Below are 22,595 nucleotides of genomic sequence, written 5' to 3' on the forward strand. Positions count from 1 at the left end.
ACACGGAGACACCCATCCCATGAATTCGCGCGAAACCCGAGGCATGCTGCTCGGCCTCATCGGCGTCATGATCTTCAGCCTGACGCTGCCGATGACGCGGATCGTCGTCTCCGAACTCCATCCGCTGCTCAACGGGCTCGGCCGCGCGCTCGCCGCCGCGGTACCGGCCGGCCTGCTGCTGTGGTGGCGCCGCGAGCCGCTGCCGACCCGCGCGCAACTGAAAAGCCTCGCGATCACGTCGGCGGGCGTGATCATCGCGTATCCGGTGTTCTCCGCGTGGGCGATGAAATCGGTACCGGCGTCGCACGGCGCGGTGGTCAACGGCCTCCAGCCGCTGTTCGTTGCGCTGTACGCGGCATGGCTGTCGCACGAGCGGCCGTCGAAGGCGTTCTGGGCCAGCGCGGTGGCCGGCAGCGCACTCGTGATCGCGTTCGCGCTGCGCGACGGCGGCGGCACCGTGCAGGCCGGCGACGCGCTGATGCTCGTCGCGGTCGGCATCGGCGCGCTCGGCTATGCGGAAGGCGCGCGCCTCGCGCGCCAGATCGGCGGCTGGCAGGTGATCTGCTGGGCGCTCGTCGTGTCCGCGCCGTTCCTCGTGCTGCCGGTCGGCTGGCTCGCATGGATGCAGCATGCCGCGCATCCGGGCCCGCTCGCCCTGCGCACGTGGCTCGCCTTCGGCTACGTGACCCTCTTTTCGCAGTTCATCGGCTTTTTCGCGTGGTACGCGGGGCTCGCAATGGGCGGCATCGCGCGCGTGGGCCAGGTGCAACTGCTGCAGATTTTCTTCACGATCGCCTTTTCCGCGCTGCTGTTCGGCGAAACGGTCACGTCGTCCACGTGGCTGTTCGCGGCCGCGGTGATCGCCACCGTGGTGCTCGGGCGCCGCTCGGCGGTCGCCACGGCCGCGCAACCGGCTCGCGCCGGCTGAACAGGTGCGCCATAATGGACGTTTTGCCTGATCGGTTTTGCCCACCCGGCCGCGAAGGCTCGATCGCGCTCGCGCATGCCCACCCGGCAGCGTCGAAGCGATTTGCCCGAACGACCTTTCTTGACTGACCACGATATCCGAACGAGGAGACTATGAATCCGAGCGACCTGCATCCGCCGCACTGGCAGCTTTCCGAACGCGCCCGCAAGCTGACGAGCTCTGCGATCCGCGAAATCCTGAAGGTCACGGAACGCCCCGAGGTCATCTCGTTCGCCGGCGGCCTGCCCGCCCCCGCGACGTTCCCGGCCGAACGCATGCGCGCCGCCGCCGATCGCGTGCTGCGCGACGCGCCGGCCGCCGCACTCCAGTACAGCGCGACCGAAGGCTACCTGCCGCTGCGCGAATGGATCGCCGAGCGCTACAGCGTGCGCGTGTCGCAGGTGCTGATCACGACCGGCTCGCAGCAGGCGCTCGACCTGCTCGGCAAGGCGCTCGTCGATCCGGGCAGCCCGATCCTCGTCGAAACCCCAACCTACCTCGGCGCACTGCAGTCGTTCTCGCTGTACGAGCCGCGCTACGTGCAGGTGCCGACCGACGAGCAGGGCCTGCTGCCGGAAGGCCTGACGCCGGAACTCACGCAAGGCGCGCGCCTGCTGTACGCGCAGCCGAACTTCCAGAACCCGACCGGCCGCCGCCTGCCCGTCGAGCGCCGCCGCGCACTCGCCGCGTTCGCGCAGTCGAGCCCGTTCCCGGTGCTGGAAGACGATCCGTACGGCGCGCTGAACTACCGCGGCGAGCCGCTGCCGACGATGCTGTCGATGGCGCCCGATCACGTCGTGCACCTCGGCACGTTCTCGAAGGTGCTCGCGCCGGGCCTGCGGATCGGCTACATCATTGCGCCCGAGGAACTCCACTTCAAGCTCGTGCAGGCCAAGCAGGCCACCGACCTGCACACGCCGACGCTCACGCAGCGCATCGCGCACGAAGTGATCAAGGACGGTTTCCTCGACGAGCACATCCCGACGATCCGCGAGCTGTACAGCGCGCAGTGCGACGCGATGCTCGGCTCGCTCGAGCGCCACATGCCGGAAGGCGTCACGTGGAACCGGCCGGAAGGCGGGATGTTCATCTGGGTGAACCTGCCCGCGCAGATCGACAGCATGAAGCTGCTCGCGGCGGCCGTCGACAATCACGTCGCCTTCGTGCCGGGCGCGCCGTTCTTCGCGGACAACGCGCAGCAGAACACGCTGCGCCTGTCGTTCGTGACGGTGCCGCCCGAGAAGATCGAGGAAGGCGTCGCTCGCCTCGGCAAGCTGCTGCGCGAGCGCCTCTGATCCCCTTTTTCCTGTCACGACTCTCTACGAGGAATCGAATCCATGGCTAACGTCTACGACAAGCTGAAGTCGCTCGGCATCGAGCTCCCGACCGCCGGCGCACCGGCCGCCGCCTACGTGATGAGCGCGCAAAGCGGCAATACGGTCTACCTGTCGGGCCACATCGCGAAGAAGGACGGCAAGGTCTGGGCCGGCAAGCTCGGCGCGGATCTTCAGACGGAAGACGGCAAGGCGGCCGCGCGCTCGATCGCGATCGACCTGCTCGCGACGCTGCACGCGCACACCGGCGACCTGAACAAGGTCACGCGCATCGTCAAGCTGATGAGCCTCGTCAACTCGACGCTCGACTTCACCGAACAGCACGTCGTGACGAACGGCGCGTCGGAACTGATCGCCGAAGTGTTCGGCGACGCGGGCAAGCACGCACGCTCGGCTTTCGGCGTCGCGCAGATCCCGCTCGGCGCGTGCGTCGAGATCGAGCTGATCGCCGAAGTTGCGTAACGGGCGCAACGCAGTGCCCGGCCGTCTCGTCCGCTTCAAGCAGGTCGACGTGTTCACGTCGGTGCCGTTCAAGGGCAACGCGCTCGCCGTGGTGTTCGACGCCGATTCGCTCGGCGACGACGCCATGCTCGAGATCGCCCGCTGGACGAACCTGTCGGAAACCACGTTCGTCTGCACGCCGACCGATCCGGAAGCCGACTACCGCGTCCGGATCTTCACGACGGCCGGTGAACTGCCGTTCGCCGGCCACCCGACGCTCGGCACCGCGCATGCGTTCCTCGAAAGCGGCGCGCGGCCGCGTACGCCGGGCCGGCTGATCCAGCAATGCGGGGTCGGCCTGGTTGCGCTGCGCGAGCAGGCCGACGGCTGGGCGTTCGCCGCGCCGCCGGCCCGCGTCACGCCGCTCGACCGTTCGGACTACGCGGCGCTGGCTGCCGCGCTGCGCAGCGACGCGATCGACCTGGAAGCCGAGCCGTGCGCGGTCGACAACGGCGCGCCGTGGCTGGTCGTGCGGCTGAAGTCGGCCGACGCGTGCATCGGCCTGTCGCCCGATCCGGCCGCGCTGGAGGCGCTCACGCACCGTTACGGCATGGACGGCCTCGCCGTCTACGCCCCGCACGCCGAAGGCGGCCCCGCGACGTTCGAAATCCGCTGCCTGATGACGGGCGGCAACTTCGGCTTCGGCGAGGATCCCGTCACCGGCAGCGCAAACGCCGCGCTGGCCGGGCTGCTGACACGGCAGGAGCGCCGCCCCGGCCCGTCGTATACGGCCCGCCAGGGTACGGCGATCGGCCGCGACGGCCGCATCTTCGTCAGCTATGCCGAAGACGGCACCACCTGGATCGGCGGCGATGTCGTCACGGTCGTCGACGGCACCTTCCTGTCACCCGTGTGACATTTCGCGATGTGCGATGGCGCCGGTCCGCCCGGCGCCCCCTACGCTTCGCCCAACTATCGCAAAAACGTTCCAGCCAGTAATATCGGGCCTAATCCGTTGTTTCGGAGGTCTGTCCATGGTTGCGTGTCCCGCGAACGAACAGACGTCGGGACAACCCGAACCATAGCCAGCCATCCTGACGGATGGCGCACGCGCGCAGGACGCCACCCTCTTCGATGAGCTCCGCCCGGCCCAACCACACGCCGCCGACCCGGCCGCTTCGCGCGCCGCGCAAATCGCGCCGGCGTGCGCTATTTGCGATCCCGCTGCTCGGGATGCTGGCGCTTGCGCTGCTGTGGGCCGTGATCATCGCGCGTCTCTCGGTGGAAAAGGACAGCGCATACAAGGAGGCGGCGGCTTCCGCGGCGATCCTGTCCTCCGCGCTCGAGCAGCATACGGTCAAGGCGATCCACCAGGTCGACCAGATCACCCGCTTCGTCAAGTTCGAATTCGAGAAGTCCCCCGCGCGCTTCAACCTCGCGAGCGCCGTCGAGAAAGGCGTCGTGCCGAGCGACACGCTGATCCAGGTATCGCTCGTCAACGCGAAGGGCATCCTGTTCGCGAACACGGCCGAGCTGCATCCGCAGCCGATCAACCTGTCCGACCGCGAGCACTTCAAGGTCCACCTCGCGCACAACGACGACCGTCTCTTCATCAGCAAGCCCGTGCTCGGCCGCGTGTCGAGCCACTGGACGCTGCAGATGACACGCCGCCTGAACAACCCGGACGGCAGCTTCGCGGGCATCGTCGTCGTGTCGGAAGACCCGAGCTACTTCACGAACGACTTCTACAACAACGCGGCGATCGGCAAGGAAGGCGTGATCGCGGTCGTGTCCGATACGGGCGGCGTGCTCGCGCGGCGCACGGGCTCGGTCAGCAATGCGCCGGGCGCGTTTTCGGCGTCGGGCGTCTACCCGATCGCCGAGCGCGTGACGGGCACGATCATCGACCCGATCGACGGCGTGACGCGCATCGTGTCGTACCGCCACCTCGACGGCTACCCGCTCGCGGTGATGGTCGGGCTGTCGCAGACCGAGGAGTACGCGGACTACTACCACACGCGCAACGTCTACCTGCTGATGACGAGCTTCATCACGCTCGCGATGCTCGCGTTCTTCGGCGTCGCGACGGGGCTGATCGGCAAGCTGCTCGGCCGCGAGCGGGAAATGACGCAGCTCGCCGAATACGACCTGCTCACCGGCCTCGCGAACCGCTATGCGACGCTGCGCGGGCTGCGCAACGACGTGTCGATGCCGACGAGCCTGTCGCGGCTCGGGCTGCTGTTCATCGACCTCGACAACTTCAAGACCGTCAACGACACGCTCGGCCACAACGCCGGCGACATCGTGCTGCAGATGACCGCGTCGCGCCTGGCCGATGCGGTCGGCGACGAAGGCTCGCTCGCGCGGATCGGCGGCGACGAGTTCGTCGTCGTGATGAAGGGCGACGACGTCGAGCGGCGCGCGGTGCGGCTCGCGGAAGCGATCATCCGGATGTTCAGCGAACCGTTCGACGTGCGCGGCAGTTCGTTCGTGCTGCACGCGAGCATCGGCATCGCGCTGCACACGGTCGCGAACGAAAGCGAGATCGACCTGCTGAAGAAGGCCGATCTCGCGATGTACAGCGCGAAGGACGCCGGCAAGAACTGCTACCAGTTCTACGCGCCGCACCTGTCGCACCGCGCCGACCACCTGATGCGCTGGGAACAGCAACTCCGCGTCGCGCTCGCCGAGGGGCAGCTGTTCCTCGCGTACCAGCCGAAAATCGACCTCACGCACCGCCACATCACCGGCTTCGAGGCGCTCGCGCGCTGGGATCACCCCGAGCACGGGATCATCTCCGCGAACGAATTCATTTCGATTGCCGAATCGACCGGCCTGATCGTGCCGATCGGCGACTTCGTGATCCGCACCGCGTGCGAGCAGATCGCGCGCTGGCGCGACGAGGGCCACGATACGCTGACGCTCGCGGTCAACATCTCGCCGGTGCAGTTCTGGCGCGGCGACCTGATCGAGACGATCTCGAGCACGCTGCAGGAAACCGGCATCGACGCGAACCGGCTCGAAATCGAGATCACCGAAACCGCGATGATGGAATATCCGGAGCTCGTGTCCGAGAAGATCGTCGCACTGAAGAAACTCGGCATCCGGATCGCACTCGACGATTTCGGCACCGGCTATTCGTCGCTGTCGTACCTGCACCGCTTCTCCGTCGACACGCTGAAGGTCGACCGCTCGTTCGTGCAGGCGATCCCGAACGATCGCAGCGTGTGCGTGATGGTGTCGTCGATCGTGCATCTCGCGCGCTCGCTCGGGCTGACCGTCGTCGTCGAGGGCACGGAAACCGAGGAGCAGATCACGTGGCTGTCCGCACTCGGCGAAATCGAGGCGCAGGGCTTCCTGTTCTCGCGGCCGGTGCCGGCCGACGCGATTCCCGCGCTGATCGCACGCTTCGGCGTGCGCAGCGATTCACCGAACGTGATCGCACACCGCGCGACGGGCAGCACGGGCGCGTAAGCGCACCGTAGCCGTGGCGGGCGTTGCGTGCACCGTCATCGTTTCGTTTTCCGATCCAATTGTTTAGTTCATGAACTAGCGTTTTCGCTCATGGCCGTGTCACGATACGCGGCGGACAATCGGGAGGGGCAACGTGTCGGCGGGCCGCCGGCATGGCCATACGCGAGAGATCGGGCCCCGAGCCCATACCACCGAGATGACAACCGTCGAAATCGAAGCGACCGCTGATGTCGAACAGGCACAGGCTTCCCTGTGGGACCTGTTCAAGGTCGTTGCCAGCATTTCGGCGGTCTCGTGGGGCGGGCTTTCCATGATGGCGCAGCTCGAACGCCACTACGTGGAGCGGCTGCGGCGCATCGAGCCTCACGTATTCGGCGATCTCGTCGCGCTGGCCTGGCTCGTGCCGGGCCCCGTCGGCTGCAACGTGGCGATACAGGTCGGCCAGATACTGCACGGCCGCGTCGGCGCATGGGTTGCCGGCATCGCGAGCGTGCTGCCCTTCTCCATCCTGATGACGCTGTTCGCGATCTTCTATCGCACGCCGTTCGTGCGCTCGCTGGCGGCGCCGATGCTGATCAATCACTTCGGGATGGTGCTCGCCGCGCTGATCGGCGTCACCTGGGTCAAGCAGCTGCGCTCGCTCGCGCGCACACGGCGCGAACAGCTGATCGCCGCGCTGTCGACGATTCTGCTTGCTTTCGCGCATAATCCGGCCGCTTTCGTCGGGATTCTTTTCGCCGCGTTCGCGGCGGGCTGGCTGACCGGGCCGCCGCAGCGCGACGCGGTCGATTTCACGCTGTCGGCCCGCGACCGCAACCTGCTCGTGCTGCTCGGCGTGCTCGTCACGCTGTTCGCGGTGCCGCTGCCCGGCGATTACCAGGCGACGCTGCTGTGGCCGCGCCTCGCCGGCGCCGGCATGACGCTGTTCGGCGGCGGCTTTTCCGCGCTGCCCGTGCTCAAGACGCTGTTCGTCACGCCGGCAACGGGCATCTCCGATCACGACTTCACGCTTGCGTTCGCGCTGTCGCCCGTCGCGCCCGGGCCGCTGCTGAACGTCGTGCCGTTTCTCGGCTACCTGACCGACGGCTGGGTGGGCGCGCTGCTCGCGACGGCCGCGCTGTTCATTCCGTCGGGCTGCCTCGTCGTGTTTGCGCAGAACCATCTGTCCCGGCTCAAGCGCCATTCGCGTTTCGAGCACGGCATGCGCCTGCTGCGCGCGGCGACCACCGGTTTTCTCGTCGTCGCGGTCGTGAGGATCCTGCACCGCGAACCGGCCGACCCCGTTTACTGGCTGACGGGCGCCTTCGCGACACTTTGCTTCGCGCGCTTCAAGGTGCCCGTCTATGCCGTGTACGGCACGGTCGCGGTTGCGTGCGGCGTGTGGCTGTGGGCCGCCGCGCGCTGACGGGCGGCAGCGGCCGCCCCGTCGGCCTTGACCGGCACTCGCCCGTCCTCAACCCGCCTGCACCGCGACCCGGCGTGCCATCCAGCGGGCGCGCAGCGCGTCGTACGCAAGGTTGAAGCCGAACGTGTAGGGCAGGAAGAACAGCACGATACCGAGGTCGAGCAGCAGCGCCTCGACGAGGCTCACGTTCAGCCACCACGCAGCAACCGGCACCACCAGCACGACGAGGCCGAGCTCGAACAAGGCCGCATGCGCGATCCGCATGCCGAGCGTGCGCGACAGCTCCGCGCGTCGCTCGACGCGGTCGAACAGCGTATTGAACGCCATGTTCCACGCCATCGCGATCAGCGACACCATCACCGTCAGCACACCGACGTGCGACACCGGCATGTCGAGCAGCCACGCGCCGAGCGGCGCGCACAGCGCGATCGCGACCAGCTCGAACGTCAGTGCATGCAGCAACCGTTCCGTCACCGTTTTGTTGACCTGTTTCATGATTCCCTCCGATTCGTCCGCTTCGTTGATGGCCGCCATTTTGATCGGCACAACCGTATGAATCCAGTTTGATATCATCGGTTTTACCGATATAACGCCATCAGGAGCGCCGCATGCGCCACGCCCCCGAAGCCCTGCTCGCATTCGCCGAAGCCGCACTGCTCGGCTCGTTCACCGCCGCCGCGCGCAAGCTCGGCAAGCGCCAGTCGACCGTGTCGGAGGCGATCGCGAACCTCGAGATCGATCTCGGCGTGCAGTTGTTCGACCGTTCGACGCGCGCGCCGACGCTGACCGACGCCGGGCGGGCACTGCTGCCGCAGGTGCAGCGCGCGCTCGAGGCCGGCGCGGCAATCGACCGCACGGCCGCGCGGCTCGCGCGCGGCGAGGAAGCGCGGCTGACGCTCGTCGTGTCCGATACGTACCAGTCGAAGCGCTACGAGGAAACGTTGACGGCGCTCGAGCGGCGCTTTCCCGCACTCGAGTTCGAATGCCAGATCGCCGAGCACGACGACGTGCTCGACCTGATCCAGCAGGGACGCGCGCAGCTCGGGCTGATGGCCGCGCGCGCGGCCTACCCGGCCGACATCGGCGCGGCGACGATCGCGGAGGAATCGGAGATCGGGCTGTTCGTCGGCCGCATGCACGCGCTCGCCGAATACGGCGACGCCGACGTGCCGCACGCCGCGCTGCGCGACGTGCGCGAACTGCGCCTCAATACCTATGTGAAAACGGAAGGCCGCGGCACCGGCGACCGGATCGTCGTCGGCACGCACCACTGGCTGGCACCGAGCTACCTGATGCTGCTGGAGATGGCCGTGCAGGGGTTCGGCTGGGCCGAACTGCCGCGCTGGATGGTCGACCACTTCGCACGCGATCGCCTGTGCGAACTGCGTGCGCGCGGCTGGCCGCGCCGCGTGCGGGTCGATGCGGTCTGGTCGCGCAACCGGCCGCTCGGCCCGGTCGGCTCGTGGTTGCTCGATGCGATGCTGGCCGCGTAGCGACGCAGGCCGATCCGCCGGCGGCAGCGCGCCGGCCGGCACCGGCAGGTCAGAAGCCGCGCGACAACACCGCCGCGCCGATCGTCACGACGCCGAGCACGAGGTTCACGAGGACGAGCAGGCGCACCGTATTCACCGCGCGCGCGCCATCCGGCCACTTCTGCGCCTGCACCGCACGACGGATGCGCGGGAACAGTGCGAACCGGATATGCCCGAAGATCAGCATCATCACGACGCCGAGCCCGGCCATTGCATGCAGCGACCACGTTGCGTGCGCGCCGCCGAATTCCACGAGCAGGAAGCCGCCGGACAGCAGGATCACGATCACGGCACCCGACACCCAGTTGAAGAAGCGGCCGAACACGCCTTCGATCAGCGGCAACCGAAGCTGCGGCGACAGGTCGGACAGCGCCGGACGCAGGCAGAAGTTGGCGAAGACCATCCCGCCCACCCACACGGCGACGGCCAGCAGATGAAGAAACAGCGCGACGGAGACAGCATGGGACATGACGGCAATCCTGTGAGGAGTGGGGTACGGCGAACGGCCGCGTCGCACGCGGCATCGAGCGACGTTCGACCGGATTGTCGCCGCCCGGTTCAGACCCCAGGCGCGATTTCACACTATTTTGCAAGTTCCGCGTGACAGCGCCACGCTTGCTTACCCGAATCCCCGCTCAAAAAGAACAGGCCGCACGCCCGCCGAAGCGGAGGTGCGGCCTTCGATCACGGCCGAACCGGCCGATCGATCGCGCGTCGCGTCAGCCGAGCAGCGGACGCAGTTCGTTGACGACCTTGAGCTTCGTCTCCGGTGCGCGGCCCTTGCGTGCGCGCTTGCCGACGTGCGGCGCCAGCCCCGCATACGACAGCGTCTCGTCCTGCGCCTTGCCGCCGCGGCCGGTACCGATCAGCACGACGCCGGCCGGATCGATCGCGAGCGCCTGAACGAGCGTTTCCTTGTCGTCGAGCGCCATCAGGATCACGCCGCGACCGCCGCCCGACAGCGTCTTCATCTCGTCCATCCCGAACACCAGCAGGCGGCCGCCGCTCGACAGGCACGCGACCTGCGTCGCGTTCGGCAGCACCGGCATCGGCGCGAGCGGCACCGCGCCCGCATCGATGGTCATGAACGACTTGCCGGCCTTCACGCGGCTCACCATGTCGCCGACCTTCGCGAGGAAGCCGAAACCGTTGCTCGACGCGAGCAGCAGTTGCTGGTCGGCCGGCGCCGCGTAGTAGTGCATCAGGTGCGAGCCCGACTCGAGCTCGATCAGCGACGTGACCGGCACGCCGTCACCGCGCCCGCCCGGCAGCACCGACACGTCGACCGAGTACACGCGGCCGCTGCTGCCCCACGCGATCAGGCGGTCCGGCGTGCGGCACTGGAATGCCGCGTACAGATGGTCGCCGGCCTTGAACGTGAAACCGGCCGGGTCGAGCCCGTGGCCCTTCAGCGCACGCACCCAGCCCTTCTGCGACACGACCACCGTCACCGGTTCGTCGACCACCTTCGCCTCGAACGTCGCGCGCTTTTCCTGCTGGATCAGCGTGCGGCGATCGTCGCCGTACTGCTTCGCGTCGGCCTCGATCTCCTTGATCATCAGCCGCTTCATCGCGTTTTCGTTCGCGAGCAGCTCCTCGAGCTTCGCCTTCTCGTCGCGCAGTGCTTCGAGTTCCTTCTCGATCTTGATCTTCTCGAGCCGCGCGAGCTGGCGCAGCCGGATTTCGAGAATGTCTTCCGCCTGCCGTTCGCTGAGGCCGAACGCGCTCATCAGCGCGGCCTTCGGCTCGTCCGACTCGCGGATGATGCGGATCACCTCGTCGATGTTCAGGAAGACGATCATCCGCCCTTCGAGGATGTGGATGCGGTCGTCGACCTTCGCGAGACGATGGCGGCAACGGCGCGTCATCGTCAGCTGGCGGAACTTCACCCATTCGTCGAGGATCGTCAGCAGGCCCTTCTGGCCCGGCCGGCCATCGGCGCCGATCATCACCAGGTTCAGCGTCGCGTTCGACTCGAGACTCGTGTATGCGAGCAGCGTGTTCACGAATTCCGTCTGGTCGATCGTGCGCGACTTCGGCTCGAACACGAGCCGCACCGCCGCTTCCTTGCCCGACTCGTCGCGCACCGCGTCGAGCAGGTCGAGCATCGCTTTCTTCGTGTTGAGCTGCTCGGGCGTGAGCGTCTTCTTGCCGAGCTTGAGCTTCGGGTTCGTCAGCTCCTCGATTTCCTCGAGCACCTTCTGGCCCGACGTGTTCGGCGGCAGCTCGGTGACGACCAGTTGCCACTGGCCGCGCGCGAGATCCTCGATCTTCCAGCGCGCGCGCACCTTCAGGCTGCCACGGCCGGTTTCATAGGCCGCCGCGATTTCCGTGTCGCTCGAGATGATCTGGCCGCCGCCCGGGAAATCCGGGCCGGGGATCAGGTTCATCAGCTCCGCGTGCGAGAGCTTCGGATTGCGGATCAACGCGACCGCCGCCGCCGCGACCTCGCGCAGGTTGTGCGACGGGATTTCGGTGGCGAGGCCGACCGCGATACCCGACGCGCCGTTCAGCAGCACGAACGGCATGCGGCTCGGCAGCGTCTTCGGCTCCTCGAACGAGCCGTCGTAGTTCGGCATGAAGTCGACCGTGCCCTGGTCGATCTCGTCGAGCAGCAGCTTCGAGATCGGCGTGAGCCGCGCTTCGGTGTATCGCATCGCCGCCGCGCCGTCGCCGTCGCGCGAGCCGAAGTTGCCCTGCCCGTCGATCAGCGGGTAGCGCAGCGAGAAATCCTGCGCGAGACGCACGAGCGCGTCGTACGCCGACTGGTCGCCGTGCGGGTGGTATTTACCGAGCACGTCGCCCACGACGCGCGCCGACTTCACCGGCTTCGCGTCCGGGCCGAGGCCCATTTCGTTCATCGCGAACAGGATCCGGCGCTGCACCGGCTTCTGGCCGTCGCACACGTCGGGCAGCGCGCGGCTCTTCACGACGCTGACCGCGTAGCTGAGATACGCCTGCTCCGCGTAGTTGCCGAGCGTCAGCGCATCGCTCTCCGGCGCGCCGGAGTCGGCAAAGAGATCGGAGGTGTTGTCGTCCATCTGAATTCCGTATTCGTAAGTGGCGTGAGGCCGGGCCGGGCGTCATGCCCGGCCGCGCGGATTCCCGGCTTAAATGTCCGCTTCGACGTCGTTGCCCTTTTCCTCGAGCCAGCCGCGTCGCGCGGCTGCCTCGCCCTTGCCCATCAGCATCGTCATGCGCGCGACGGTCGCCTCGTAGTCGAGTTCGCCGAGCTTCACCGGCATCAGGCGGCGCGTGTCGGGGTTCATCGTGGTATCCCACAGCTGCTCGGCGCTCATTTCGCCGAGCCCCTTGAAGCGGCTGATGCTCCATTGCGTCTCGCGCACGCCGTCCTTGCGGAGCTTGTCGAGAATCGCTTCCAGTTCGCCCTCGTCGAGCGCATAGAGCTTCTGCGCCGCCTTCTTGCCGCGCGCCGGCGCATCGACGCGGAACAGCGGCGGCCGCGCGACGCACACGTGGCCGCGCTCGATCAGTTGCGGGAAATGCTTGAAGAACAGCGTGAGCAGCAGCACCTGGATGTGCGAGCCGTCGACGTCCGCGTCCGACAGGATGCAGATCTTGCCGTAGCGCAGGTTCGACAGGTCGACGCTTTCATCGGGGCTGTGCGGATCGACGCCGATCGCCACCGAGATGTCGTGCACCTCGTTGTTCGCGAACAGGCGGTCGCGCTCGGTTTCCCAGGTATTCAGCACCTTGCCGCGCAGCGGCAGGATCGCCTGGTATTCCTTGTCGCGGCCCATCTTCGCGGAACCGCCCGCCGAGTCGCCCTCGACGAGGAACAGCTCGTTGCGCGTAATGTCCTCGGTCTCGCAGTCGGTCAGCTTGCCGGGCAGCACCGCGACGCCCGAGCTCTTGCGCTTCTCGACCTTCTGGCCCGCGCGCGTGCGCGCCTGGGCCTGCTTGATCACGAGTTCGGCGAGCTTCTTGCCGTGCTCGACGTGCTGGTTCAGCCACAGCTCCAGCGCCGGACGCGAGAACGACGACACGAGCTTCACCGCGTCGCGGCTGTTCAGGCGTTCCTTGATCTGCCCCTGGAACTGCGGATCGAGCACCTTCGCCGACAGCACGAACGACACGCGCGCGAAGACGTCTTCCGCGAGCAGCTTCACGCCCTTCGGCTGCAGGTTGTGCAGTTCGACGAAGCTTTTCACCGCCTGGTAGAGACCGTCGCGCAGGCCGGATTCATGCGTGCCGCCGGCCGGCGTCGGGATCAGGTTCACGTACGACTCGCGCACGAGCGAACCTTCCTCGCTCCAGGCGACGACCCACGATGCGCCCTCGCCTTCGGCGAAGGTATCGTCGCCCGAACGCGAATCGGCGAAACGCTCGCCTTCGAACAACGGGATCAGCAACTCGCTGCCGTTCATTTCGTCGAGCAGGTAGCCGCGCAGGCCGTCTTCATATTTCCACGTCTGGCGCTCGCCGCTCTTTTCGTTGACGAGCACGACCTCGACGCCCGGCAGCAGCACGGCCTTCGAGCGCAGCAGGCGCTGCAGCTCGCCGAGCGGCAGGTTCGGCGAATCGAAGTACTTCGGATTCGGCCACACCTGCACGCGCGTGCCGGATTTCTTTTCGCCGCGGCCCGCGCCCTGCGTCGTGAGCGGCTTCACCACATCGCCTTCGGCGAAGCCGAGTTCCGCGATCTTGCCGTCGCGCCAGACGGTGACGTCGAGGCGCGTCGCGAGCGCGTTCGTCACCGACACGCCGACGCCGTGCAGGCCGCCCGAGAACGTATAGGCGCCGCCTGCGGCCTTGTCGAACTTGCCGCCTGCGTGCAGACGCGTGAATACGATCTCGACGACCGGCACCCCCTCTTCCGGGTGCATGCCGAACGGGATGCCGCGGCCGTCGTCCTCGACCGAGACCGACTGGTCGGCGTGCAGCGTGACCGTGATCTGCTTGCCGTAGCCGCCGAGCGCCTCGTCGGACGCGTTGTCGATGACTTCCTGGATGATGTGCAGCGGATTCTCGGTACGGGTGTACATGCCGGGGCGCTGCTTGACCGGCTCGAGACCCTTGAGCACCTTGATCGATGCTTCGCTATAGGCCGCGCTGGGTTTCTTCGTTGACATAGGCGCTGAATTTCGTCATTCATCGGGACGTTGTCCACACCTCGTGTGGATAACGTCGTGGACAAAACGTTGAGTTCCGTAAAAAAGCGAATCGAAACAACGGTGTGCTTGGACTGCTCCGAAAGCGGGCGCGCGGCGTTGGCTGCGCTGCCCGGGACGCGCGGTATTTTACTGGTTCCGCGTGGCACGCCAATCGCGCAATCGCGCGCGGCGGCCGCCGGCCGCGCGACGCGTCATGCGGATTACGCCGGCTTGCGCTTCGCCTCGAGCGTTTCCCACCGTTCGAGCGCCGCGAGCAATTCGTCGTCGATCGCCGCGAACCGCTCGGTCAGGCGCGTGCCCTCCTGCGGATCCTTCGCGAAGATCGAACCGTCTTCGAGCCGGGCATTGATCGTCCTCTGCTCCTCCTCGAGCGCGGCGATCTTCTCCGGCAGCGAATCGAGCTCGCGCTGCTCGTTGAACGACAGCTTCACCGTGCGCTGCGCATTGCGGCCCGCGGCGCTTTTTGCCGGCTCGTCCTTGACGGGCGCCGCTTCCTTCACCGCACGCTTCGCGGCTTCCTGCTGCGCGAGCTGATCCGCGCGCGCGCTCTGGATCTGCCAGTCGGTGAAGCCGCCGACATATTCACGCCACTTGCCGTCGCCCTCGGACGCGATCACCGACGTCACAACGTTGTCGAGGAACGCGCGATCGTGGCTGACGAGCAGCACCGTGCCGTCGTAGTCGGCCAGCAGCTCCTCGAGCAGTTCGAGCGTCGGGATGTCGAGGTCGTTGGTCGGTTCGTCGAGCACCAGCACGTTGGCCGGACGCGCGAACAGGCGCGCAAGCAGCAATCGGTTGCGCTCACCGCCCGACAGCGACTTCACCGGCGAACGCGCGCGCTCCGGCGCGAACAGGAAATCGCCGAGATAGCTCATCACATGCTTGCGCACGCCGCCGATCTCGACCCATTCGCTGCCGGGGCTGATGGTATCCGCGAGGCTCTTTTCCTGGTCGAGCTGCGCGCGCATCTGGTCGAAATACGCGACCTGCAGGTTCGTGCCGGTGCGCACCGTGCCTTCGTCGGGCTTCAGTTCGCCGAGAATCAGCTTGAGCAGCGTCGTCTTGCCGGCGCCGTTCGGGCCGATGAAGCCGATCTTGTCGCCGCGCATCACCGTCGTCGAGAAGCGATCGACGACCGTGCGGCCGCCGTAGCGCTTCGTCACGTCGGTCAGCTCCGCGACGATCTTGCCGGACTTCTCGCCCTGCGCGACGTCGAGCTTCACGTTGCCCTGCGAATTGCGGCGCTCCGCGCGCTCGTTGCGCATCTGCACGAGCCGCGCGATGCGGCCGACGCTGCGCGTGCGGCGCGCTTCGACCCCCTTGCGGATCCACACTTCCTCCTGCGCGAGCAGCTTGTCGAACTTCTCGTTTTCCACGCGCTCGACTTCGAGCTGCTGCGCCTTGCGCGTCTGGTACGCCGAGAAATTGCCCGGGTACGACAACAGCCGGCCGCGGTCGAGATCGACGATGCGCGTCGCGACGCGGTCGAGGAACGCGCGATCGTGCGTGATGAACAGCAGGCCCGCGCGCTGCGCGACGAGCAGCTCTTCCAGCCAGCGGATGCCGTCGAAGTCGAGGTGGTTGGTCGGTTCGTCGAGCAGCAGCACGTCGGGCTGCAGCACCAGCGCGCGCGCCAGCGCGACCCGCTTCTGCATCCCGCCCGACAGCGCGTCGACGCGCGCGTCGACGTCCGCCAGGCCGATCTGCGCGAGCGTCATCGACACGCGCGTGCGCCAGTTCCACGCGTCGTGCGCGTCGAGCGACGACTGCAGCGCGTTCATCCGCGCGAGCAACGCATCGTGTTCGGTGCCTTCTGGCGTATCCGCGAGGCGGTGCGCGATCGAATCGTATTCTTCGAGCACTTCGCGCGTATGCGCGAGCCCCGACGCGACCGCATCGAACACCGTCGCGCCCGGCTCGAACTCGGGCTCCTGCGGCACATAGACGGTCACGAGCTCCTGCTGGCGCGTGACCAGCCCGTCATCGGGCTTCGCGAGCCCGGCGACGATCTTCAGCAGCGACGACTTGCCCGCGCCGTTGCGGCCGATCAGGCCGACACGCTCGCCGGCTTCCAGCGAGAAATCCGCGTGATCGAGCAACGCGACGTGACCGAACGCGAGCTGCGCGCCGGTAATGGAATAGAGCGACATGGGGAGACGGCGAAGAGAGAAATCGGAAGCGCCCATTGTACCGGTCGCGGGCGCCGGCACCGGTATGGCCGGACGGATAGGGTGCAAGACCGGTCGCGCGGGCCGGTTGCGGAAGGTCGAGTGCCGCGCGCGCAGCGGGCACCCGCGCCCGCAGGCGCGGGCTCACTTCGTCACGAGGACGGCCCGGCCGCCCTCGCGGAAAGGCGTGCTTACTTGACGTTCACGGAGATCGTCGAGCTCATTTCGGGGCCGTACGAGCGGTGCGCGCCGTCGCCGAACTGCAGTGTCAGCGTGTGCTGGCCAGGCGGCAGCCTGAGCTCGGTTTCGGTCTGCGGCTTGCCGAAGTGCAGCGAACGCTCGCCTGCCGGAATCACGTCGCCCTTCGGAATCGGCCGGCCGTCGATCAGCAGGTGATGATGGCCGGTATCCGGCGTCATGTCGCCGGCGGGCCGAAGCGCCATCCCTTCGAGCCCGAACTTCACGAGCACCGGATTCGACACCGTCGCGCCGTCGCGCGGCGCTTCGAAAAACACGCGCGCCTCGGCCCGCGCGACCGTCGACACGGCCATCGCCGCCACGCATACCGCACTCGCGATCCACTTTTTGTTCAGCATCGCATTCTCCTGATGGTTGGACAGCCCGGGAAGCATACACCGCACGTACGGCATGTGTGTTCCGGTTGCGTTGTTCGCGATGCGTACGTTTAAAACGACGTTGCGGAGCCGTTCGGCGAAATTCCGGTACCATTGCGCCTCTCGTCCGCCGGCCAGGCTGCGGACGGCATTACCGGATTTCCATTTTCACCGAGCGCCACATGAGCGAAGTAACCGAATACCAGAGCTGGGTCTGCCTGATTTGCGGGTGGGTCTACAACGAAGCGGAAGGGCTGCCCGACGAAGGCATCGCACCCGGCACCCGTTTCGCCGACATTCCCGCCGACTGGCGCTGCCCGCTGTGCGATGTGGGCAAGGAAGATTTTGTTGTCGTCGATTTCTGATTCCACGATGTTCTGATCGCGGCTGATTGCGCGATCGCGCGCGTCGGCGTGCATTCCGCCCCGCCGACGCGCCGCGCGTTTGCTATACTCTGCGCGCTGTCCACACTGCCGTCCGGTTCGCGTTTTTTTGCGCGATCATCCGGACATGGCGCTCCCCGTAGTTCAATGGATAGAACAAGCGCCTCCTAAGCGCTAGATACAGGTTCGATTCCTGTCGGGGGGACCAATCTTCCATCTCATGTGATCCCCAGAATTCCGACAAACCCGTGATAGCATAAGGCTCACCGGGTTTTTCAATTCCGTATACGTCCCATGACGTACTGCGACAGCCGGGGGTATTTGGGGGTATCTCTCGGGGTATCCAAGATACCCCTTGGAGGGATACCCCCATGCCCTTGACCGACAAAGCCGTCAAGAACGCGAAAGCTGGCGACAAGCCTGTGAAGTTGTTCGACGGCGGCGGAATGTTCCTGCTCGTTACCCCGGCCGGTCAGCGCTACTGGCGGCTCAAATATCGCGTCAACGGCAAGGAAAAGTTGCTGGCACTCGGCGTGTACCCGGACGTTTCACTAGCAGTCGCACGCAAAAAGCGGGACGAGGCTCGGGAAAAGCTTGCGGCGGGTATCGATCCCAATGAAGCAAAGAGAGAAGTCAAACGAACGGCGCGCATCGCAGCCGCTAGTTCGTTCGAGGCAGTTGCGCGCGAGTGGTTCGACAATCAGCGCGCAGGATGGACCGAGACCTACGCTGAGAAAGTCATCCACTCGCTGGAGATCGATGCATTCCCGAAGATCGGCTCACGCCCCATCTCCAGCATCGAAGCGCCGGAAATGCTGGAGATCATCCGCGCAATCGAAGCACGGGGCGTCCGGGAAACCGCCAAGCGACTGTTGCAGCGTTCGCGCGCCGTATTCCAGTACGCCATCATGACTGGCCGTTGCACCCGTAACCCGTCTGCTGACATCGATGCGGAAACGATCTTAAAAAAGGGGCCGGGCGTGCAGCACATGGCCAGGGTCAAGCCGTTGGAGATCCCACAGCTCATGCGCGACATCGCAGCGTACCCAGGTGAGCCAGTTACCCGGCTGGCGCTAGAATTGATGGCCCTTACCTTTGTCCGCACGAAGGAAATGATTCGCGCTCAATGGGCCGAGTTCGACGAGGCTGCAGCAGAGTGGCGAGTCCCGCCCGAGAGAATGAAGATGCGGGACCCACATATTGTCCCGCTGTCACGGCAATCGCTAGTGGTGTTAGAGCAACTCCGGCAGATCAATGGCGACCGGCCACACGTGTTCTATAGCGTACATGGCCGTGCACCGATCTCGAACAACACCATGTTATTCGCGCTTTACCGCATGGGCTACAAATCGCATGACAGGACATGGCTTCCGTGGACTCGCCGCCACAATGTTACGTGAACTAGGGTACAGCCGGGACGTCGTAGATCGTCAGCTCGCGCATGCGGAGCGCAATCAGGTAACAGCAGCCTACGTTCATGCCGAATACTTACCTGAACGACGCAGGATGATGCAGCATTGGGCTGATCATCTCGATAAACTCAAAGCTGGCTTGTAAGTATCTACCCCTCTTCATCACCGCATCGGCTAAAACAGAGCCATTGCCATTACCGCTAGAAGCCCCTTCATCGAGATGGAGACAGAGGGATTTGCCGACAGAGAGCTCTTTCGGCACATTCGACGATCAGAAAACGTCATCGAATCAGAGGCGCTTGCCAGCCGCACACATCTGCGAGGCCACCTCGAGTCTGCTCATTCCGATAGCACTTACCGGCTCGTCCGGTCAGCACCTCCCCCTCCTAAAGCTTACGCGTCGAAAAGCGCACCTTCGAAGCGCCCGGTGTTGACGACCTATGACGCTACGCCGCGGTCGACCGGCGAGAGCCACGTTCGACTATGACGTGAACAACCGCCACACCGAAACTTGTATTGTCGTTCGCCATTCGCAGCCAACGGACGGTTCGTCGGGCCCGACAGTTGGATCGGCCCTGTATGCCCGCATTTCTCACACATGCACACAATCGATTCCCTGCCAACGCCTAGCTTCACTCGTTCTTCCATGCGACCGCTCGGATCAAGCTTCAGCAACCACTGACGCAAGCCATACACCCAACGATGAGCCGTCGTTGGGTCAACGCCAAGCTCGATGGCCGCAGCCCTACTGGTCTCCCGCCATCCCAACATCCGTGCCAGCTGCAGAGCGTGCTTGCGCATGTGCCGGCCATTCAGCGGCGTGTTCGATATTCGCGTGAAATAGGCCAGACATGTGCGGCATCGAAAGCCCGGCAATCCGTTCGGCCGCTGCTGCGGATGATATTCCGTGTGCTCGCTGCTACACCATGGGCACTGTGGAGGTATGGCGCTGTGACTCAATGCGGTCTCGATCCGCTCGAGCAGGAACTTGCTCAGCACAGTATCCTCAACTCGCTCGACAGGTCCCGGGGGCAGTCGACGATCTGGCAGTTCCAGCTCACTCCACAGAACGCGATCCGGAGCCTTCACTTCGAGCGCTGCATCACTGACGCTTGCCGCACGCACCACGACTGGCACCGGCATCTCTGGATGCACCTTGTGGCGCGCTCGAATTGCCGTATCGATAGCATCGTGGATCACTTCGCCTTTGATGCCCTCGCCCTGGTCCTGCAATACATCCAGGAGCCGGCTGCGCCCGCACTTCGGGCAACGAATCCGCCGCCGCCGCTGAGGATCAAATCCACCCGCAAGGAAGCCACCCTCGAAGCCGCATCTCGTACAACGCGCACGTGGCGCGACCCGCACGCCGAGCAGAACACGGGCCTCCCATAGCCCGGACGGATCGAGTTCGAGCAGATAGCGGCGAAACGCTAGCAACCACGAAAGTACGGCCTTCTGCGTGCGCCCCAACCGTTCGCCTGCCTGCAACAACGACATCTGCCGCGACAGCAGCGGGATCATTTCCGTGCCCTTTGCGAGGTTCTTGAGGTTTGCAAACGGCGTACCGGTCAGCCGGTTGAAGCTCTTCTTGCACGCATGACAAAAATAGATCGGGAGCTTACTCTTGCCGGACGGTCGATCGGGACGAATGCGCAGCCCGTCGCAATGCGGACATCGTGGCACTGGCGTCGGCGAAAGATGAATCAATTCGTACCACGCCCGCATCAGGTAATCCGTTAGATCCACGTCTTCGGTCAGTGCGTCATCGACGGGTTCCTTCGCGGTGATCGCGCCAACCGTGGCATCGAAGCGTCGTGTCGGTGTCGTCTCATGATTCGTTCGACGTGTACCGGGCAGCAATGACTTGACTGTTCTGGACATCGCAATCGTCAAAACTCTAGATATTCAGGGCAACGGGCAAATTGCTGTGGGGCATGGCAGCGCCGATCCGTAACTTGGCACCCGTCCTCAGTTGTCTGCTCCATGGTCAACGTAACTTTACGATCGAGCAGCCGCGGAGTTCATTGAATCAGCGCATTGACGGCATCGATGCAAATTTCCGATGCGTCAATACGCGATCCTTCGATGGGAGTCCGGTAATGCGTGACGATCACGCGCTGAAACTGCTGCCACGCATCCGCAAATCGATACGCGGGCGCAGCCGCGAGCTGAGCATCGTACAAGAGCAAGATACGCTCGACAGCGGCAAAGTCCTCGTCCTTCAACACCCATCGTTCGCCGTTGAGTGCTCTGGTCACGCAGTCTTCTACGATAATCTCGGCGATCCGAAATTGCTCGATGTCGGAACCAGCTGCTGTCACGTCACGCATGAAATACGACAGATAGACGATCTGTGCGAGCCGGCCGATTTGTACCGCATCGCCTTGGCCGCTGCGCAGAACGGACAATGCGACATGACCTTCAAGCGACAGCGTGCGAATTGTATCGTTCGACATCGGCAAAAGCTGCTCCTTGGTGAGCGGCTTACGCTTCGTTCGACGGGGGGAGTTTCGAGCCATATCAGTCAGCCAAGCAACATTTGAGCAATCGGCACTGCAACATCAACGGGGGGCCGTTTCATCATTTTGAAGAAGCGACTTAGTAACCACCGCCGCGGTGGTCTGTCTCGCGGTACCCTCCATCACACCATCGACTCGGTAACCGCCTTTCTGCGATGACTTTCTCCAACGCCTTCTCTTCTCACCTTCTGCTGAACGGCCATCGGCTTATGAGGCCGCGTCGAGGCTGGCCGAGATTTCCGCTGCTCATGAGCGCCACGGTCGTCGCGAGCAAAAGCCGCGATCGGATCTGAAGGTAGTTGATGCGAACTACGTGCAGGGGGCCGTGAAGACGATACTTGCGGCTTCGATCGTGTTACAGGTCCCGTTTTAGCTCGCGCACTCTTGTGCCCCACCTCCAAACTCTTCAATTCGCCTGGACTCACCCAGGTTTCGCGATACTCGGCGAATGCCACCGTGGTCGACATCACCAGCAGACTTCCGATTACTACGTTGCGCATCAACGGAATCCATATCTGAAAGAGGGACGCAGACTCGACAACTGCCGCGTCCGGAGCACCTAAAATAGGCACATCAAAATAGAAATCGAGGCGTTACTTCGTGAGACGCACCACGTAGTAGCCAGCGACCTGTGCGTTTGCCGACAAGCTGTAGTTCGGCGCAACCGAGACCGATGCACCCTGGAGCACCGACTGGTAAGTCACGGTGCCGCCCGACACGTTCGCGTATTCGATAACCGGTGGGTTTTGGGTGGGTTTGACATTCGTCGTAAAGTTCAGAGCCAACGTCGAGGATGCCATTGAGCGGAGATCGCCTGAGGACTTCACCTCGTAGATGTAGTCTGCCGTCACTCCAGCGGGCGTCGGATTCGGCTTCCCAAGGCACACCGTGAAGTCACCGGTAATGCCGTTGGACGGCGTCTTGATTGTCAGCGTCGCAATGCCGTCGTCGGTCGTCAGATTCATATTCACGTTCGCGACGACGCTGCTGTTTGTGAGCGTCAGCTTTTTGTAGTCAGCCGGGCAGGAAAACACGGCGTCCGTATTCGGTGCGGTTTGCGAAGTCGAACCCGTCGAACTTCCCGACGTCGCGCCACCGCTGCTTCCATCACCGCCACCACATGCGGCCAGCGGAACCGCCGAGCCCATCAGACCAATCAGTATCAGCTTCTTCATTTTTTCTCTCAATTGTTAAAGATAACTAACAAAACA

At 65.0% G+C, this 22,595-nt stretch carries 17 protein-coding genes, 1 tRNA gene and 1 pseudogene; 10 read left to right on the plus strand and 9 right to left on the minus strand.

Features of this window, described 5'->3' with window-relative positions; all coding sequences use genetic code 11:
• The first annotated feature begins 19 nt into the window (after positions 1-19).
• From AB3K92_RS35250 to AB3K92_RS35275, 6 genes are all read left to right on the plus strand, one after another.
• Entirely contained in the window at positions 20-928 is a 909-nt protein-coding gene (locus AB3K92_RS35250) for a DMT family transporter (RefSeq protein ID WP_021158543.1), read from the plus strand.
• A 152-nt stretch (positions 929-1,080) separates the two neighbouring features.
• On the plus strand, positions 1,081-2,262 hold the full coding sequence (locus tag AB3K92_RS35255) for a PLP-dependent aminotransferase family protein (protein ID WP_048025387.1): 1,182 nt from the start codon (positions 1,081-1,083) through the stop codon (positions 2,260-2,262).
• A 42-nt stretch (positions 2,263-2,304) separates the two neighbouring features.
• Positions 2,305-2,763: a RidA family protein gene (locus AB3K92_RS35260; protein WP_006478174.1), complete on the plus strand. Its 459-nt coding sequence runs from the start codon at positions 2,305-2,307 to the stop codon at positions 2,761-2,763.
• 13 nt (positions 2,764-2,776) lie between these two features.
• Positions 2,777-3,658 carry a PhzF family phenazine biosynthesis protein gene (locus AB3K92_RS35265; protein ID WP_021158540.1) on the plus strand — a complete coding sequence of 294 codons (882 nt, stop codon included), beginning with the start codon at positions 2,777-2,779 and terminating at the stop codon, positions 3,656-3,658.
• A gap of 218 nt (positions 3,659-3,876) precedes the next feature.
• Positions 3,877-6,216, plus strand: coding sequence for an EAL domain-containing protein (locus AB3K92_RS35270; RefSeq protein ID WP_021158538.1), 2,340 nt, complete (start codon positions 3,877-3,879; stop codon positions 6,214-6,216).
• Positions 6,217-6,412: 196 nt separating this feature from the next.
• Positions 6,413-7,621 carry a chromate transporter gene (locus tag AB3K92_RS35275; protein WP_048025385.1) on the plus strand — a complete coding sequence of 403 codons (1,209 nt, stop codon included), beginning with the start codon at positions 6,413-6,415 and terminating at the stop codon, positions 7,619-7,621.
• A gap of 48 nt (positions 7,622-7,669) precedes the next feature.
• Here AB3K92_RS35275 and AB3K92_RS35280 read toward each other — a convergent pair whose 3' ends face one another.
• Complete coding sequence (locus tag AB3K92_RS35280) at positions 7,670-8,116, minus strand: multidrug/biocide efflux PACE transporter (RefSeq protein ID WP_369466697.1); 447 nt, start codon at positions 8,114-8,116, stop codon at positions 7,670-7,672.
• 113 nt (positions 8,117-8,229) lie between these two features.
• Here AB3K92_RS35280 and AB3K92_RS35285 point away from each other — a divergent pair, with 113 nt between their 5' ends.
• Positions 8,230-9,114 carry a LysR family transcriptional regulator gene (locus AB3K92_RS35285; protein ID WP_021158535.1) on the plus strand — a complete coding sequence of 295 codons (885 nt, stop codon included), beginning with the start codon at positions 8,230-8,232 and terminating at the stop codon, positions 9,112-9,114.
• A 49-nt stretch (positions 9,115-9,163) separates the two neighbouring features.
• On the opposite strand, the gene AB3K92_RS35290 is transcribed toward AB3K92_RS35285, so the two are convergent.
• From AB3K92_RS35290 to AB3K92_RS35310, 5 genes are all read right to left on the minus strand, one after another.
• Positions 9,164-9,622, minus strand: a complete 459-nt coding sequence (locus AB3K92_RS35290) for a CopD family protein (protein ID WP_021158534.1) — start codon at positions 9,620-9,622, stop codon at positions 9,164-9,166.
• Positions 9,623-9,872: 250 nt separating this feature from the next.
• Positions 9,873-12,194: a DNA topoisomerase IV subunit A gene (gene parC / locus AB3K92_RS35295; RefSeq protein ID WP_021158533.1), complete on the minus strand. Its 2,322-nt coding sequence runs from the start codon at positions 12,192-12,194 to the stop codon at positions 9,873-9,875.
• Positions 12,195-12,263: 69 nt separating this feature from the next.
• Positions 12,264-14,246, minus strand: coding sequence for a DNA topoisomerase IV subunit B (parE, locus tag AB3K92_RS35300; RefSeq protein ID WP_021158532.1), 1,983 nt, complete (start codon positions 14,244-14,246; stop codon positions 12,264-12,266).
• A gap of 242 nt (positions 14,247-14,488) precedes the next feature.
• Positions 14,489-16,474 carry an ATP-binding cassette domain-containing protein gene (locus tag AB3K92_RS35305; RefSeq protein WP_321900369.1) on the minus strand — a complete coding sequence of 662 codons (1,986 nt, stop codon included), beginning with the start codon at positions 16,472-16,474 and terminating at the stop codon, positions 14,489-14,491.
• A gap of 173 nt (positions 16,475-16,647) precedes the next feature.
• Positions 16,648-17,052 (minus strand): DUF4399 domain-containing protein, encoded by a 405-nt coding sequence (locus AB3K92_RS35310; protein ID WP_059553395.1) that lies wholly within the window; start codon positions 17,050-17,052, stop codon positions 16,648-16,650.
• Between the two features lie 200 nt (positions 17,053-17,252).
• On the opposite strand from AB3K92_RS35310, the gene AB3K92_RS35315 reads away from it, so the two are divergent.
• The 3 genes and pseudogenes from AB3K92_RS35315 to AB3K92_RS35325 all read left to right on the plus strand — a co-directional run bounded on the left by AB3K92_RS35315 (position 17,253) and on the right by AB3K92_RS35325 (position 19,010).
• Entirely contained in the window at positions 17,253-17,435 is a 183-nt protein-coding gene (locus AB3K92_RS35315; protein WP_006398668.1) for a rubredoxin, read from the plus strand.
• Positions 17,436-17,586: 151 nt separating this feature from the next.
• A tRNA-Arg gene (locus tag AB3K92_RS35320) sits at positions 17,587-17,661 on the plus strand.
• Between the two features lie 163 nt (positions 17,662-17,824).
• Positions 17,825-19,010 (plus strand): annotated as a pseudogene (locus tag AB3K92_RS35325) (tyrosine-type recombinase/integrase).
• Positions 19,011-19,303: 293 nt separating this feature from the next.
• On the opposite strand, the gene AB3K92_RS35330 reads toward AB3K92_RS35325, so the two are convergent.
• The 3 genes from AB3K92_RS35330 to AB3K92_RS35340 form a co-directional block, all read right to left on the minus strand.
• Positions 19,304-20,746, minus strand: a complete 1,443-nt coding sequence (locus AB3K92_RS35330; RefSeq protein WP_369466698.1) for a DUF746 domain-containing protein — start codon at positions 20,744-20,746, stop codon at positions 19,304-19,306.
• Positions 20,747-20,886: 140 nt separating this feature from the next.
• Positions 20,887-21,321, minus strand: a complete 435-nt coding sequence (locus AB3K92_RS35335) for a hypothetical protein (RefSeq protein WP_243435323.1) — start codon at positions 21,319-21,321, stop codon at positions 20,887-20,889.
• A gap of 656 nt (positions 21,322-21,977) precedes the next feature.
• The gene (locus AB3K92_RS35340; protein ID WP_369466699.1) at positions 21,978-22,559 is read right to left on the minus strand and encodes a hypothetical protein; all 582 of its coding nucleotides are present in this window, start codon (positions 22,557-22,559) and stop codon (positions 21,978-21,980) included.
• Positions 22,560-22,595: the final 36 nt, after the last annotated feature.

This window comes from Burkholderia sp. Bmkn7 (assembly GCF_041103175.1).
GTDB classification, from domain to species: Bacteria; Pseudomonadota; Gammaproteobacteria; order Burkholderiales; family Burkholderiaceae; genus Burkholderia; species Burkholderia cepacia.